Source organism: Rhodoferax sp. LB1P47 (assembly GCF_056521445.1).
This window is the reverse complement of the sequence record NZ_JBWMAU010000006.1, coordinates 134,703-150,389: the sequence shown is the minus strand read 5'-3', so window position 1 is coordinate 150,389 and position 15,687 is coordinate 134,703. Positions and strand designations below refer to the sequence as shown.

At 60.5% G+C, this 15,687-nt stretch carries 15 protein-coding genes and 2 pseudogenes; 7 read left to right on the top strand and 10 right to left on the bottom strand.

Features of this window, described 5'->3' with window-relative positions; genetic code table 11:
• Positions 1–17: 17 nt before the first annotated feature.
• The 8 genes and pseudogenes from AC0969_RS09585 to trpE form a co-directional block, all read right to left on the bottom strand.
• Positions 18–749 (bottom strand): hypothetical protein, encoded by a 732-nt coding sequence (locus AC0969_RS09585; protein ID WP_479623908.1) that lies wholly within the window; start codon positions 747–749, stop codon positions 18–20.
• Complete coding sequence (locus AC0969_RS09580; RefSeq protein ID WP_479623958.1) at positions 746–1,561, bottom strand: AAA family ATPase; 816 nt, start codon at positions 1,559–1,561, stop codon at positions 746–748. Before AC0969_RS09580 ends, AC0969_RS09585 begins: the two co-directional genes overlap by 4 nt.
• An 87-nt stretch (positions 1,562–1,648) precedes the next feature.
• A pseudogene (locus tag AC0969_RS09575) lies at positions 1,649–1,900 on the bottom strand (AAA family ATPase); the annotation flags it as partial.
• Positions 1,901–1,937: 37 nt separating this feature from the next.
• Entirely contained in the window at positions 1,938–2,954 is a 1,017-nt protein-coding gene (trpD, locus tag AC0969_RS09570; RefSeq protein ID WP_479623907.1) for an anthranilate phosphoribosyltransferase, read from the bottom strand.
• A gap of 14 nt (positions 2,955–2,968) precedes the next feature.
• On the bottom strand, positions 2,969–3,640 hold the full coding sequence (locus AC0969_RS09565) for a LysE family translocator (protein ID WP_479623906.1): 672 nt from the start codon (positions 3,638–3,640) through the stop codon (positions 2,969–2,971).
• The gene (locus AC0969_RS09560; RefSeq protein WP_479623905.1) at positions 3,637–4,212 is read right to left on the bottom strand and encodes an anthranilate synthase component II; all 576 of its coding nucleotides are present in this window, start codon (positions 4,210–4,212) and stop codon (positions 3,637–3,639) included. The genes AC0969_RS09565 and AC0969_RS09560 overlap by 4 nt, the downstream gene beginning before the upstream one ends.
• Positions 4,209–4,730 (bottom strand): DUF1016 N-terminal domain-containing protein, encoded by a 522-nt coding sequence (locus tag AC0969_RS09555; protein ID WP_479623904.1) that lies wholly within the window; start codon positions 4,728–4,730, stop codon positions 4,209–4,211. The genes AC0969_RS09560 and AC0969_RS09555 overlap by 4 nt, the downstream gene beginning before the upstream one ends.
• 11 nt (positions 4,731–4,741) lie before the next feature.
• Positions 4,742–6,244, bottom strand: a complete 1,503-nt coding sequence (trpE, locus tag AC0969_RS09550; protein ID WP_479623903.1) for an anthranilate synthase component I — start codon at positions 6,242–6,244, stop codon at positions 4,742–4,744.
• A 350-nt stretch (positions 6,245–6,594) separates the two neighbouring features.
• Between trpE and AC0969_RS09545 the strand changes: the two genes are divergently transcribed.
• The 3 genes and pseudogenes from AC0969_RS09545 to AC0969_RS09535 all read left to right on the top strand — a co-directional run bounded on the left by AC0969_RS09545 (position 6,595) and on the right by AC0969_RS09535 (position 9,586).
• Positions 6,595–7,179 (top strand): chalcone isomerase family protein, encoded by a 585-nt coding sequence (locus AC0969_RS09545; protein ID WP_479623902.1) that lies wholly within the window; start codon positions 6,595–6,597, stop codon positions 7,177–7,179.
• Between the two features lie 777 nt (positions 7,180–7,956).
• Positions 7,957–8,518 (top strand): annotated as a pseudogene (locus tag AC0969_RS09540) (methyl-accepting chemotaxis protein); the annotation flags it as partial.
• A gap of 111 nt (positions 8,519–8,629) precedes the next feature.
• Positions 8,630–9,586, top strand: a complete 957-nt coding sequence (locus AC0969_RS09535; RefSeq protein WP_479623901.1) for a chemotaxis protein — start codon at positions 8,630–8,632, stop codon at positions 9,584–9,586.
• An 11-nt stretch (positions 9,587–9,597) separates the two neighbouring features.
• Here AC0969_RS09535 and AC0969_RS09530 read toward each other — a convergent pair whose 3' ends face one another.
• Positions 9,598–10,017: a hypothetical protein gene (locus AC0969_RS09530; protein ID WP_479623900.1), complete on the bottom strand. Its 420-nt coding sequence runs from the start codon at positions 10,015–10,017 to the stop codon at positions 9,598–9,600.
• 14 nt (positions 10,018–10,031) lie between these two features.
• Entirely contained in the window at positions 10,032–10,436 is a 405-nt protein-coding gene (locus AC0969_RS09525; RefSeq protein ID WP_479623899.1) for an acyl-CoA thioesterase, read from the bottom strand.
• A 40-nt stretch (positions 10,437–10,476) separates the two neighbouring features.
• Between AC0969_RS09525 and AC0969_RS09520 the strand changes: the two genes are divergently transcribed.
• From AC0969_RS09520 to AC0969_RS09505, 4 genes are all read left to right on the top strand, one after another.
• Positions 10,477–12,321: an ABCB family ABC transporter ATP-binding protein/permease gene (locus tag AC0969_RS09520; protein WP_479623898.1), complete on the top strand. Its 1,845-nt coding sequence runs from the start codon at positions 10,477–10,479 to the stop codon at positions 12,319–12,321.
• 80 nt (positions 12,322–12,401) lie between these two features.
• A complete protein-coding gene (locus tag AC0969_RS09515; protein WP_479623897.1) occupies positions 12,402–13,340 on the top strand; it encodes a 2-hydroxyacid dehydrogenase in 939 nt (312 codons plus the stop codon).
• 20 nt (positions 13,341–13,360) lie between these two features.
• On the top strand, positions 13,361–14,293 hold the full coding sequence (locus AC0969_RS09510) for a LysR substrate-binding domain-containing protein (RefSeq protein ID WP_479623896.1): 933 nt from the start codon (positions 13,361–13,363) through the stop codon (positions 14,291–14,293).
• Between the two features lie 374 nt (positions 14,294–14,667).
• Positions 14,668–15,567, top strand: a complete 900-nt coding sequence (locus tag AC0969_RS09505) for an amino acid ABC transporter substrate-binding protein (protein WP_479623895.1) — start codon at positions 14,668–14,670, stop codon at positions 15,565–15,567.
• Positions 15,568–15,687: the final 120 nt, after the last annotated feature.

Genomic DNA, 15,687 nt, shown 5'->3' with positions numbered 1-15,687 from the left:
TTTAAAACGTAGCTAAATCAGTGCAAAACCTGCTGTAACGCGGCCTCAAATGCTTCTTTGAATGCCTTGAAGCTGGGCATGGACACGGCCCGCTCCGTGTCGAGTGGTATGTGCAGTAACCAATCGCACAGTTCTTCGCTACTGTGGTCGTGGCCCAGTGCCTTTTCCAGTTGGAATTTGGCGGAGTTGGGCGAATCGTCGTTACCCGAGATATCTTCCAAGTGTGCGTAGCTGGGTGCATGTGGCAGTGCCGCAGACAGTAGCCACGCCTCGGACTTGGGTTGGGGCAACATGGGTACGCCGTGTGCAAAGCCCGCGTGGGTGAACCCATCCTGCATCGACTTCCACTTGCTTTTCCATAGGCTGCCAGCGCTGCTACGTGTGCCGTCACTGTCGCGGAAAAGAACGGCCAGAACGGGCTCGTCGGATGCGGCCGCCAGGACTTTCGCAAGCTGGCCCAACATGGATGCGTTGCCGTAGTAGTAGGCCGTTTCAACATCCTGTTTTTTACTGCGTGTGGGCCGTAGCCGCACAGGGCGGGCCTTTGCCTGTGCGCACAGTGCCGTCTCGCTGATGAAATGCAGGCTGTCGGGTGTGTCCAACAAGGCATAGCCCAGCTGAGGTTCTGCCAATTGCGACAGCACCACGGTCATGGGGCCGATGCGGAAATCTGCGCCGTCACACCGGCCTTGCGCATTGCCGCAGGCCCCTAAATCGCTGGGTCCTTCTCCGCTTAACAGCAGTTTCATGCCGCAGCATCCGCCGCAACGGGCAATGCGTCCAGCGCAATGCACTCGGCGGTCAGGGCTTTGAGGTCGGTATCCACAAACGCGTCGCCCGGCCCCATGGAGCGGAGCTTGTCGGCCATGCGCGGGATCTCGAAGAAGGGCCGGATGCGCGATTCCCCCGCTGGAGTTTTGTAGATGAACTGCACCGACTGGCGGGCTACGTCGTCGCTCAGGTAGTTCAGGACCAGTGGGCTGTGGGTGGTGAGCAGCATTTGCTGGGGGCTGGTGACCAGGGTGTCCACCAGGGTTTCAATGATTTCCTGGTTGATGCCGTTTTCGATCTCGTCGAGCAAGATCAGGGAGCGGTCAGAGGAGGTTTGCGCCAGCACGGCCAAGATGCGCAGCAGGCCGTCGTTCATATGGGCGGCATCGGTTTCCAGGCGGTGGTCGCCGTACTGCTCGAAGACGGAAAGCTTCTTCCAGCCCGAGGTTTGGGAGGTGACTTTGAAGTCCAACAACGCGGGGTAAAACTTTTGCAACAGGGTCACCAAGGCGGCTTTTTTCTCGCCTTTGATGGTGTGCAGGTAAGCGGAGAGCTTTTCGCCGCCTGCGCCGATGTCTTTTTCGCTGGCGCGGGCGCGTTTACGCAGAAGTTGGGGGGACAGCAGTTCTAGGGAACGGATGCGGCGCAGGGCATCGCGGAATTCAAGAACAGGGGTGGGGAGTTCAGAGTCTTTGAGGATTGACAGCAAGGAGCCTTGGTAGGTGAAGGCGATGTCTTGGCGTGGTGTGTTTTTAAAACCGTAAGTCTGTCCGTCGGCTGAGAGCTGCACAATTTCATTTACCCAGACTTGTTCTTGTGTGCACCGCTGTAGCGAGCGGTTAAATCGCCCCATCCATTGCACTAACTCACCTGTGGAGGTACGAAATTCAGCACCTAACTTGATATTGCTTTCATTACGCACTTTGCAGTTCAAGTCAGAGATATTCCAGCCGCGACTATCCAGCCAAGACTGCACATCCCCCAGCATCAACTGCGATAAAAAATCAAGCGCTTGCAGTACGGTACTTTTGCCCGCGCCATTCATGCCAATCAGACAGTTGAATTTGGCGAATCGCAGGGTCACATCACCCAGTGACTTGAAGTTTCCAATCCGAATCGACTCAATCATTGCGACCTCCCCGTATAGCGGCCAATTGTGGCCTGCATCACTGGCTAGCCGCCACCAACGCCCCTAACTTCGCCCGCGCCGCCCCCGACTCAATCGCCGTCCGCGCTAGCACCAGCCCATCGGCCATAGTCCCCGCCACGTTGGCCGCGTACAGCGCAGCCCCAGCGTTCAAAATCACGATATCCCGCGCCGCGCCGTGGTCGTTGTCCAGCACGCCCAAGAGCATGGCTTTGGACTGCTCGGGGGTTTCTACGCGCAGGTTGCGGTGGCTGGCCATGGTCATGCCGAAATCTTCGGGGTGGATCTCGTATTCGCTGATTTCGCCGTTTTTCAGCTCGCCCACCACGGTGGCCGCGCCCAGGCTGACTTCGTCCATGCCGTCTTTGCCGTAGACCACCAGCGCGTGTTCCGCGCCCAGGCGTTGCAGGGCGCGCACCTGGATGCCGACCAAATCAGGGTGGAACACGCCCATCAGGATGTTGGGGGCGTCGGCCGGATTGGTCAGCGGGCCCAGGATGTTGAAGATGGTGCGCACGCCCAATTCCTTGCGCACCGGGGCCACGTTCTTCATGGCCGGGTGGTGGTTGGGGGCGAACATGAAGCCGATGCCGACCTCGGCCACACACTGGGCGATGCGGTCTGGCGGTAGGTTGATGTTGACCCCCAGGCTTTCCAGCACGTCGGCACTGCCGCTTTTGCTGCTAACGCTGCGCCCGCCGTGCTTGCTCACCCGGGCCCCGGCGGCGGCGGCGACAAACATGGCGCAGGTGGAGATGTTGAAGGTGTGCGAGCCGTCGCCGCCGGTGCCGACGATGTCCACCAGGTGGGTTTTGTCGGCAACAACCACCTTGGTCGAATACTCACGCATCACCTGGGCGGCGGCGGTGATTTCGCCGATGGTTTCCTTCTTCACGCGCAGGCCGGTGACCAGCGCGGCCATCATCACCGGCGACATCTCGCCCGTCATGATGAGCCGCATGATGTGCAGCATTTCGTCGTGGAAGATTTCACGGTGTTCGATGGTACGTTGCAGGGCTTCTTGGGGGGTGATCATGGGGTGTTCCGCTTTCAGGGTTTGGCCGACAGGGCCAGTTTGATACCAAAACCGACAAACAATGCGCCCGCACCGCGTTCCAGCCAGTGCATGCCGCGCCGCACCGCGCCCATGCGGCGGGCGGCCCAGGCGGCCAGCAGGGCGTAGCCGAGGTTGATGGGGATGGCGTTCAGATTGAACAAGAGCCCCAGCAGCACGAAGGCCAGCGTGGGCTGCGGCGCGCCGGGGGTGATGAACTGCGGCAAAAACGCCAGAAAGAACAGCGCCACCTTGGGGTTGAGCGCGTTGGTCCAGAAGCCTTGGATGAATATGGTTTTTAAGCTTTTTAGGCCACTAGCGCTTATTTCATCTGCGGTAGTAGCTATGGAATCCGTAGCATCTATCGGTTGGGGTGAGCGGAGCATCTGGATGCCCACCCACACCAGATAGGCCGCGCCCAGCCACTTCAGCACGGTGAAGGCGGTGGCCGACGCGGTAATCAGCGCGCTGATGCCGATGGCGGCGGCAAAGATGTGGACGAAGCAGCCCGCAGTAATGCCCAAGGCCGCCACCACCCCGGCCCGCCAGCCGCCGCGCAGGCCATTGGTGAGGATGTAGAACACATCCGGCCCCGGGGTCAGGTTCAGCAGCCAGCCCGACACGATGAACAGTGGCAGATGCTGGATGCCCAAGCTGTCGAGGGTCACCGCGCCCCCTGGTCCAGAAAGTTCTTCAGCATCGCGTGGCCATGCTCGGTGAGGATGGATTCGGGGTGGAACTGCACGCCCTCGATGGCCAGCGTCTTGTGCCGCACGCCCATGATTTCGCCGTCCTCCGTCCAGGCGGTGATCTCCAGTTCGGGCGGGCAGCTGCTGCGCTCGATGGACAGCGAGTGGTAGCGGTTCACGGTGAACTGCTCCGGCAGCCCGGCAAACACGCCTTTTTGCGTGGTGGTGATGACGCTGGTCTTGCCGTGCATCAGCTGCTGCGCCCGGATGATGTTGCCACCCAAAGCCGCGCCAATCGCCTGGTGCCCCAGGCACACGCCCAGGATCGGCAGCTTGCCCGCAAAGTGCTGGATGGCCGCGACGGAAATGCCCGCCTCCTTGGGCGAGCACGGGCCGGGGGAGATCACCAGCCGGTCGAAGGGGCGGGCAGCGAGTTCCGCCAGGGTGATTTCGTCGTTGCGCACCACCTCCACATCGGCCCCCAGTTCACCAAAGTACTGGACGATGTTGTAGGTAAAGCTGTCGTAGTTGTCGATCATCAGCAGTTTCATGAGGGGCTCCTGGGGGCGGCGTGGCACGCCCGTTGTGGGTGATTCCGGTTGCGGCTTTGCATTGAATGGCGTAATGGCCAGTAACCGATTGGTTTTAGGGCAAGACAAGATTCCGACTGAAGGGTTTTCTCCAAAGGGGTATTCCGAAATAGTGGAGGCAAAGATTCCACCTTTGAAAACAATGCGTTGGATGGATTTTCCCAAGGCAATAGGGTTTTCAATTGTGAGGACAGCGTCTCCACAATCTGCGGGTACGTACGAAACAGTCGCAGGTAGCGGTAGAGCTGGCGTTTGTCGCAGTTGCTCAGGCGGGCGGCTGTGAGTTCGCGCGCCAGGTTGGCAAACAGTTGGTCGCCATAGCCCGCATGGTCGGCACCGCGCAGGTCGAAGGCATCGATGTAGTAGCCAATCATCCAGTTGCGCAGGGTCAGGCTGAGGTTGACGGCGCGTGCGGCTTGCGCCCCCAGTTCCTGGTGTACATGGACGATGGACCGAACAAGCCCGTTGAATTCGAGCAAGGCGGACGAGCTCACTCCAAACCTTCTTCAACCAATTCGCTGGCGCGCAGCAGGGCGCGGGCTTTGGCTTCAGTTTCTTTCCATTCCAGCTCGGGCACCGAGTCGGCCACCACGCCTGCTGCCGCCTGCACGTACAGGGTTTGGTTCTTGATGATGCCGGTGCGGATGGTGATGGCCACGTCCATGTCGCCCGCATAGCTGATGTAGCCGCAGGCGCCGCCATACAGGCCGCGCTTGGTGGGCTCCAGCTGGTCGATCAACTCCATCGCGTGGACCTTGGGCGCGCCGGTCAGCGTGCCGGCAGGGAAGGTGGCTTTGAGCACGTCGATGGCGCTCATGCCGTCCAGCAGCGTGCCTTCGACGTTGCTGACGATGTGCATCACATGGCTGTAGCGCTCTACCGCAAAGGCTTCGGTGACCTTGACCGTGCCGATTTTGGCGATGCGGCCGATGTCGTTGCGGGCCAGGTCGATCAGCATCACGTGCTCGGCGCGTTCCTTGGGGTCGGCGATGAGCTCGGCCTCGGCGGCCAGGTCGGCTTCGGGCGAACCACCCCGTGGGCGGGTGCCTGCCAAGGGGCGGATGGTGACTTTTTGTTCGCCATTGGCCATGGATTCCTGGCGCACCAGGATTTCGGGCGAGGCGGCCACCACATGGAAGTCGCCCATGTTGTAGAAGAACATATAGGGCGAGGGGTTCAGCGCCCGCAGCGCGCGGTACAGCGACAGGGGCGATTCGGTAAAGCGCTTCTTGATGCGCTGGCCCACCTGCACCTGCATGAAGTCACCGCCCGCAATCAGCTCTTTGGCGCGCTCTACCGCCGCGATGTAGTCGGCCTTGGCGAATTCGCGCTCGGTGGGGTGGCTTTGGCTGGGCTTGACGACGGGGGCGCTGACCGAATACTTGAGCTGCTCTTTGAGTTCACGCAGGCGCTTTTTAGCGCTGGCATACGCCTCGGGCTGGGTCGGGTCGGCGTAGACGATGAGGTAGAGCTTGCCCGACAGGTTGTCGATCACCGCCAGCTCTTCGCATTGCAGCAGCATGATGTCGGGGCAGCCCAGGGTGTCGGGCGGGCAGGTTGCTTCGAGCTTTTTCTCGATGTAGCGCACCGCGTCGTAGCCAAAGTAGCCCGCCAAGCCGCCGCAAAAGCGCGGCAGGCCGGGGCGCAGCGCTACTTTGAAGCGCTTCTGAAAAGCCTCGATGAAGTCCAGCGGGTTGCCCTGGTTCGTCTCCACCACCACACCGTCGCGTACCACTTCGGTGTGGGCTTGCGCACCAAAGCCGCTGGCGCGCAGAAAGCTGCGGGCGGGCAGGCCGATGAAGCTGTAGCGGCCAAAGCGTTCGCCACCCACCACCGATTCCAGCAGGAAGCTGTAGGCGCCGCCGTTGCGGGTATGGGCCAGCTTGAGGTAGAGCGAGAGCGGGGTTTCCAGGTCGGCAAACGCCTCCAGCATCAAGGGGATGCGGTTGTACCCGTCCTGGGCCAGGCTTTTGAATTCAAGTTCGGTGATCACGGATGTGCCTTTGTGAGAGAGTCCCGGCCGCTGGGGGTCGGGGGACAGCACGGGGTGCTGGATGTCGATTCCGCCTCACCGGGTGAGGCACTGGGCGCACGGGCAGCGCCGTGCAATCAAGAGCGCGCAGTTGTTGGCTTGCGCCAAGACCAGGCTCCCTGGCTGGGGCAGCCTGCAATGGTTGTGCGTGGAATGGACATGGGCAAAGTGTAGCAAACGCGCGCAGGCCGCTGTCCCGCAGAGCACTGGTTCTGCGGGTATGCCCGGGGGCGTTTAGGCGATATTTTGGCCGGGACGCGTCAAAATGCGGGCCTCGGTGGCGCAGGCCCCACTTCAAAAGGTTGATTGGAATGAAGTCACTCTGTGTATGCGCTGTTATGTGTCTGGGTGTGCTGGCAACCAGTGCCCCAGCGTGGGCTGTGACCGTGGGCGGCGTGGCCTATGCCGAAAACGCCGATCAACGTGGCACGGCGTTGCAACTCAACGGCGCGGGTGTGCGCTACAAGGCGGTGTTCAAGGTCTATACCGCTGGTTTGTACCTCAGTAAAAAAGCCAGCACCCCCGAGGATGTAATGGCCATGCCGGGGCCAAAGCGCATCAGCATCACCATGCTGCGCGAGATCGATGCCAACGAGCTAGGCAAGCTATTTACCCGGGGCGTAGAAGACAACACCGGCCGCGCTGAACTGTCAAAGTTGGTGCCCAGTCTGTACCGCATGGGCCAGGTGTTTGCCGAGCAGAAAAAGTTGCAACCCGGCGATTCGTTTGCGCTGGACTGGATACCCGGCGTGGGGACGGTGTTGCTGGTCAAGGGCAAGCCCCAGGGCGAACCCTTTCCCGAGGCCGAGTTTTTTAACGCTTTGTTGCGCATTTGGCTGGGCCCCAGCCCCGCTGACTGGAAGCTCAAAGACGCGCTGCTGGGCAAGGCGGGATGATGGGTTTTCCCGCAGGCGGTGGGGCGGCATTGCATGAATCATGCTGTTACATTCTGGGTTGAATTTGGGTGCACGGTATACGCCACTGTGTGACTTGATCCAACCAAACAGGCTCGACCTATGCATGCAATTCGTAACATTCCCATCGGGCGGCGCTTAGGCCTCGCTTTGGCGATCGTTTTGGTGCTTTTGGCGCTCAATGTGTTTGTTGGGGTGTGGCGGTTGCAGACTTTGGCGGTCACCACCCACAGCATGGGGACCACGGAGGGGGATAAGCTGGATTTGGCCAAAGAATGGCGGACCAAAATTGAGCTGAGTTGGGTCGGCGTGCAGGGGGCTGTTCGCAATGCCGATGTGCGCTATTTGGTCCAATACCAGACTGGCGGCGAGGCCCGAGGAGAACGGATCACCCAGATTCGTGGCCGTTTGCTGGAGTTGGTGCAATCCGAACAAGACAAGGCATTGATTGCCAAAATTGACCAAGCCCGCGCCACATACAACAGGGCGCTCCAGGATGTACTGAAGAAAAAGCTGGGCGGCGAAGATGTGGCCGCTTTGCTGGACCAAGATGTGCAGCCTTTGTCCAAGGCCTATATCGATGCCATTGGCGCGTTGCAGGCGCGGCAAGACAAGATGTTTTCGGGCACCTTGGCCGATGCCGAGAAGAGTGCCGCAGTGGGGCGGCCAGTGCTGCTGTCGGCCGGGGCTATTGCGCTATTGGTGGGGGTTTATTTTGCGTATGCTTTGACGCGTTCGATTGTCGTGCCGATCGAACAGGCGACGGCCAGTGCCGAGATTTCCCAGGGCAACAACGACTTGTCTGGCCGCACCGAGCAACAGGCCTCAGCGCTCGAGGAAACGGCTGCGTCTATGAAGCAACTGAGCGCTACCGTCAAACAAAACGTCGATACAGCACGCGAGGCCAACCAATTGGCCACACAGGCCTCTACGGTCGCCGTGCAGAGTGGCGACGTGGTGGGCCGCGTGGTGAACACGATGAAAGACATTAACGGCAGTTTGAAGAAAATCGCCGACATCATTGGCGTAATCGACGGGATTGCATTTCAAACTAATATTTTGACGCGGAATGCGGCGGTAGAGGCCGCCCGTGCGGGTGAGCAGCGCCGATGCCGCCAAAGAGATCAAGGTGCTGATTTCGGCCAATGTGGAACGGGTCGGGCAAGGCACCTTGCTGGTGGACCAGGCCGGGGTCATCATGGCCGAGGTGGTGCAATCCATTCGCCGGGTTACCGACACCATGGGTGAAATCAGTTCTGCCAGCAGCTTGCAAAATCAGGCGGAGCAGTTGGTGCAAGCTGTCGCACTATTTAAACGTGTGGGTGGTCGTCTGGCCTAGCACACCGGGTTTTTGCAGCCCTCCATCGTTGCAAGTGTGAGCACTTGTAAAAAATTCAAATCCAGTTCTAATAGTTCGCAAAAGGGGTAAATCATGGCAACAGTCCAGCAAGAAATTGACGAGCGCACCAATCTCACCAGCAGCAACAAGTTTGAATTGTTGCTGTTTCGACTGGGTGAGGCGGCCCATTCGGCCCAGCGCGAGCTGTTTGGCATCAACGTGTTCAAGGTGCGCGAGATCATGGTGATGCCCACCATCACGGCCGTGGCGGGGTCTACCAAGCACATGCTGGGCATGACCAATATCCGGGGCCAGGTGATTCCGGTGATTGATCTGGCCGGTGCCGTGGGCTGCAATCCGAAAAATGGTTTGAATATTTTGATGGTGACCGAGTACGCCCGTTCTACCCAGGCATTTGCCGTGGAAGAGGTGGACCAGATCGTTCGACTGGATTGGGGTCAGGTACTGTCCGCCGAATCCAACACCCAAGGCGGCATGATTACCAGCATTGCCCGGCTGGACGGCGACATCGACAACACCCGGCTCGCCCAGGTGCTGGACGTGGAGCAAATCTTGCGCAACGTAATGCCGCCCACCGCCCCGGACGTGGACCCCTCCCGTATGGGCCCGGTTGTCAAGTTACGCCCTGGCTCTGTGGTGCTGGCGGCCGACGACTCGATGTTGGCCCGCACCCTGATTGAACAGGGCTTGGTGGCATTGGGTGTGCCGTTCATTATGTGCAAAACCGGTAAAGAAGCCTGGGAGAAGCTGCAATCCTTGTCGGATGCTGCGATCGCCGACGGCAAGACGATTGAAGACAAGGTCGCCTTGGTGTTGACAGACCTGGAAATGCCTGAGATGGATGGGTTCACCCTGACCCGCAACATCAAGAAAGATGCCCGTTTTAAAGGTGTGCCGGTGATCATTCACTCGTCATTGTCTGGTTCCGCCAACGAGGTCCATGTGAAGAGCGTGGGGGCCGATGCCTATGTGGGCAAGTTTGTCGCCGAAGAGCTGGCCGCCACCATCCGCCGGGTGCTCAAGCACTAGCGTCTGCGGGGTTACTGCCCCGTGTAAGCCACCAATGCGGCCAAGGCCAACACGGCATACGGAAATGCCACCGTGGGCCGTAGCGCATGGCTGGCGTATTCACCTAGTAAACCCAGACTGCCTTTGCGGCCGGCCAGCCATTCGGTGTGCAGCTGGCATGCGCTGGTGGCGGGCGCGGCGGTTTTCAGCAGCGCCTCTACCCGCACAATGCGCTCGCCCAGGCGGGCCTGGGTAGTGCGGCACAGGCTCTCTTGCACCCACAACAGCAGTGCGGTGCCGCCGATCAATTCGTAGGGCAGGCCCAGTGCGTAGCCGCCCACACACAGCACCACTGCGGTTAGTTTGACCAGCAGCGCATGGCGCTCGGCCTGTTCAAAATTGTTTTGCAGGGTGGTCCATTCCTGGGTCAGTGCGGCGGTGTGGTGGGGCATAGTGGTATCCAGGTTTAAAGAGGGAGCGGGCGGGGTTCACCTTGCTCGGTGATGGCTACGAAGGTCAGCGTGGCCTCGGTGACCTTGATGTACTGGCCCTGGATGTGTAGGCGCTCGGCAAACACCTCTACCCGCACGGTGACCGAAGTACGGCCCAGCCGCGTCACGGACGCGTAAAACGACAAAATATCGCCCAGCCGCACCGGCTGCTTGAAGATAAATTCTTTCACCGCCACGGTGGCGATGCGCCCCTGGGCGTAGCGGGCCGGAATCACCGACCCCGCCAGATCCACCTGCGCCATCACCCAGCCGCCAAAAATGTCGCCGCTGGCGTTGCAGTCGGCAGGCATGGGGATTACCTTGAGTACCAGCTCCATGTCGGTGGGCAAGGCAACGTGGGCGCTGGAATGGGTAGACATAGGGGACAATCTTGGGAAAATAACCACGAGATTGTCCCCCATGCGCCGCTATGGCGAAACCGCTCCTTCCCTTACCTTGCCTGCTTCGGGCGCGTCCGTACCCCCGCAATCCGACTGGCGCACCCTGCGCCGCCTGTTTCCCTATCTGTGGGAGTACAAATGGCGGGTGATGGCCGCGCTGGCTTTCATGGTGGGGGCCAAGGCGGCCAGCGTCAGCGTGCCTTTGCTGCTCAAACAACTGGTCGATACGATGAGCCCCACCGGCGGCAAGCTCAGCAGTGACCAACTGCCTGCGTTGATCGTGGTGCCGGTAGCGCTGCTGGTGGCCTACGGGCTGCTGCGCTTGTCCACCTCGCTGTTCACCGAAATGCGCGAGCTGGTGTTTGCCAAAGCCACGGCAGGCGCGTCGCGGCGGATTTCGCTGGAAGTCTTCCAGCACCTGCACGCCCTGAGCCTGCGCTTCCACCTGGAGCGCCAGACCGGCGGTATGACCCGCGACATCGAGCGCGGCACCCGGGCGGTGAATTCGCTGATCTCGTACTCGCTCTACAGCATCATTCCCACGCTGATCGAGGTCAGTTTTGTGCTGACCCTGCTGGCTGTGAAGTTCGATATCTGGTTTGCCTGGATCACGCTGATCGCGCTGGTGGCCTACATCGCATTTACCGTCACCGTGACCGAATGGCGGACCCAGTTCCGCAAAGAGATGAACGCGCTGGATTCCAACGCGCAAAGCCGTGCCATCGATTCGCTGCTGAACTTCGAGACTGTCAAATACTTCAACAACGAAGCTTTTGAAGCCAAGCGTTACGACGAAAACCTGGAGAGCTACCGGCGCGCCTCGGTCAAAAGCCAGCGTACCCTGAGCCTGCTCAACACTGGCCAGCAGCTCATCATCGCCACCGGTCTGGTCGCCATGCTGTGGCGTGCTACCCAGGGCGTGGTGGATGGCCGTATGACGCTGGGCGACCTGGTGATGGTTAACGCCTTCATGATCCAGCTCTACATTCCACTGGGCTTTTTGGGGGTGATCTACCGCGAGATCAAGCAGAGCCTGACCGATCTGGAAAAGATGTTTGCGCTGCTAGAGAAAGAGCGTGAAATCGCCGACAGCCCCGGTGCCCAGCCTTTGCAATTGGAGCCGGGCGACGGCCATGCCGATGTGCGCTTCGACCACGTGTTCTTCGCCTACGACCCGGCGCGGCCCATCCTGCAAGACATCAGCTTGCACATCCCGGCGGGTAAAACCGTGGCGGTGGTAGGGCCGTCCGGCTCGGGCAAGTCCACATTGGCGCGCCTGCTGTTTCGCTTCTACGACGTGCAGCAGGGCGAGATTCTGATCGCCGGACAGAACATCCAGACCGTCACCCAGGCCAGCGTGCGCCAGGCGATTGGCATCGTGCCGCAAGACACGGTGCTGTTCAACGACACGGTGGAATACAACATCGCCTACGGCCAGCCCGGGGCCAGCCGCGCCCAGGTGGAAGAGGCCGCGCGCGCCGCGCGCATCCACGGCTTCATCAGCGCCACGCCGCTGGGCTACGGCACCATGGTGGGCGAGCGCGGGCTCAAATTGTCGGGCGGCGAAAAACAGCGTGTGGCGATTGCCCGCACCTTGCTGAAGAACCCGCCGATTTTGATCTTCGACGAAGCCACCTCGGCGCTGGACTCGGCCAACGAGCGCGCCATCCAGACCGAGCTGCAAACCGCCGCCCGCAACAAGACCACGCTGGTCATCGCCCACCGCCTGTCCACCGTGGTGGATGCGCATGAGATTCTGGTGATGGACGCGGGCCGCATCCTGGAGCGCGGCACGCACGCCGCATTGCTCGCCGCCAATGGCCGGTATGCCGCCATGTGGGCTTTGCAGCAGAGCGCGGAATAAATTTAAGCAAAATTGGCCTCTGGCGCATATTCAATATGCACTAGTAGCTATAAATTTGATAGTAAATAAGAGATATCAAGATGCCTTCTGCACACCCCCAGGTTCTGGTTCTGGCCTTCATGGCCCCGCACCACCAGGCCTTGTTGGCACCGCATTTCGAGGTGGTTTACGCGCCCACCGCCGCGTTGCGGGCCGCCCATATCGCCGCCGATGCCGCCACCATCCGCGCAGTCTTGACCATCGGCAGCGTGGGCCTGGCGGCAGCCGAGATAGATGCCTTGCCCGCGCTGGAAATCGTCTGCGCCCTGGGCGTGGGTTTCGAGAACATCGACATCGCACACGCCCGCCAACGCGGCTTGGCGCTGGCCAACGGCGCGGGCACCAACGACGACTGCGTGGCCGACCACGCCTTCGCCCTGCTGCTGGCCGTGGTGCGCAACGTACCCCGGCTAGACGCGCAGTGCCGCCAGGGCCTGTGGCGCGATGTGTTACCCCTGCCCGCCAGCGTGTCGAACCGCCGCCTGGGCATCGTCGGTCTGGGCGGCATTGGCCACAAGGTGGCGCAGCGGGCGCTGGGCTTTGGCATGCAGATCGGCTACCACGGGCGCACCCAGCAGCCTGTGGCGCACACCTACTTTGCCGATCTGGTGGCGCTGGCCGCCTGGGCCGACTTTCTGGTGGTGGCCACGCCCGGTGGCCCGGCCACCCGCCATTTGGTCGATACCGAGGTGCTGGCGGCTTTGGGCGAGGGCGGTTATCTGGTGAATGTGTCGCGCGGCAGCGTGGTGGATACCGCTGCGCTGGCCGATGCCTTGCGCGGTGGCCGCCTGGCTGGTGCGGGTCTGGATGTGTACGAGAGCGAACCCCTGCCGCCCGCCGAGCTGCTGGATTTGGACAGCGTGGTGCTCACCCCGCACGTGGGTGGCTGGTCGCCGCAGGCGATTGAAGCGTCGGTGCAGCGTTTTATCGACAACGCGACGCGGCACTTTGCCGGGCAGCCGGTGGTGTCGCCCATTTAACCAGCATCCATAATCCGCTCATGGAAACCAAATGGCTTGAAGATTTTGTCAGCTTGGCTGAAACCCGCAGTTTCAGCCGCTCGGCCCAGTTGCGGCATGTGACCCAGCCTGCGTTCTCGCGGCGCATCCAGGCGCTGGAGGGCTGGGCGGGCACCGATCTGGTAGACCGCAGCTCGTACCCCACGCGCCTCACCCCGGCGGGTGAAACCCTGTACGCCCAGTCGCTCGAAGTGTTGCAGGCCCTGCAAAGCACCCGCGCCATGCTGCGCGGCCACCACTCGGCGGGGCAGGACGTGATCGAATTTGCCGTGCCGCACACGCTGGCGTTTACCTTCTTTCCGGCCTGGGTGTCGCTGCTGCGCGAGAAGTTTGGCCCCATCAAGAGCCGCCTGATCGCCCTGAACGTGCACGACGCGGTGATGCGCCTGGTGGAGGGTAGTTGCGATCTGCTCATCGCCTACCACCACAGCGCACAGCCGTTCCAGCTAGCTGCCGACCGGTATGAGATGGTCAGCCTGGGGCAAGAGGTGATTGCGCCTTACGTCAAGGCCGATGCCGATGGTGCGCCGTTGTACCAGTTGCCGGGCCGTCCGGGGCAGTTGCTACCCTACCTGGGCTACGCGCCGGGCGCCTACTTGGGCCAGACGGTAGACATGATTTTGAAGCAATCGGCCACGCCCATCCACCTGGACCGGGTCTACGAGACCGACATGGCCGAAGGCCTCAAGGCGATGGCGCTGGAAGGCCACGGCATCGCCTTCCTGCCCTACAGCGCAGTCAAAAAAGAGCTGCGTGCGCGCAAACTGGTGAGTGCCGCCCCGCCCGGTTTGACCGGCCTGGAGATGACGATGGACGTGCGCGCCTACCGCGAAAAACCGAGTGGCCCGGCAGCCGCCAAGGGCACGGCACAGGCCTTGTGGACCTATCTTTCGGCACCCAAAACAGGCAAATAATTGTCGGCTTTGGCGGACTCTGCATATAGAAACCCTTACTCCTTTTGCTTATGTGTCAGATCTATGACGTATTTGCATAACACTGCGTGCAAACGGCATTGGTGTTTGCTTAGGCCGACATTTACAGTTCGCCACCTTTGAATAAATCCCCGCCAGGATGCTTGTGAAATGCTGGTTTTCCATCGCAGATGGTGCACTATGGCGTGTTGCCGAGTGGGGGCATGCACAAGCAGGCACAGAGTCTGCATAGCAGGGGTGTACTGGTTCATTTCGGTTGGTTCGCATGCACCAAGAGGGGGCGGGAGGGTTATCCCTTGAATCCGATTCTCTAAAATTTGCGTTGTGTAGTTCTTATCTTTTACCTTGGAGTTTTCATGAAGAAACATTTGCTCGCCTTGGCTGTGGCTGCTTTCGCTACTGGTGGTGCGTTTGCACAAGCCACTGACACCATCGCCAAGGTCAAGGCTTCCGGCACCATCACTATGGGTGTGCGGGATTCTTCGGGCGCACTCGCTTTTACCTTGGGCGACGGTAAGTACACCGGCTTCCATTACGACGTGTGCCAGCACATCATCGCCAATCTGGAAAAAACCGTGGGTAAAAAACTGGACATCAAATACCAGTTGGTAACTTCACAAAACCGTATTCCGCTGGTGCAAAACGGCACGGTCGATATCGAGTGTGGCTCCACCACCAACAATGCCACCCGCCAAAAAGACGTGGCTTTTGCCAATACCGTCTACGTAGAAGAAGTGCGCATTGCGGTCAAAGGTAACTCTGGTATTGCCTCTATTGCCCAATTGAACGGCAAGAATGTGGCCACCACTACGGGCACTACGTCTGTGCAGCTGCTGCGCAAGAACGAGCGTGCAACCGGCGTGGACTTCAAGGAAGTCTTTGGCAAGGACCACGCCGACAGCTTCTTGCTGTTGGAGTCGGGCCGCGCGGACGCATTTGTGATGGACGGCCAAATCCTGGCCGGCAATATCTCTACCGCCAAAAACCCCGCCGATTTCAAAATCGTGGGTGAAGTGCTGAGCGTCGAACCCATCGCCATCATGCTGCGCAAAGACGACCCGGCTTTCAAGAAGCTGGCTGACGACACCATTGCAGGCATGGTCAAAACCGGCGAAATGGCCAAGCTGTACGACAAGTGGTTCACGCAACCCATTCCACCCAAGAACGTCAAGGTCGGATTGCCCGCCAGCGATGCCACCAAGGCTGCTTGGGCAAATCTGAACGACAAGCCCGCAGAAGACTACGCCAAGAAGTAAATCGCTGCGGATTTGCGGTACACCACCCTGCCCACACAGTCTGGGGGCAGGGTTTTTGCTTTAAGGCATCTGCGCAGCGACGCAGGCGGCAGCGGGCAAGCAACACCAGGATGGAGAGAG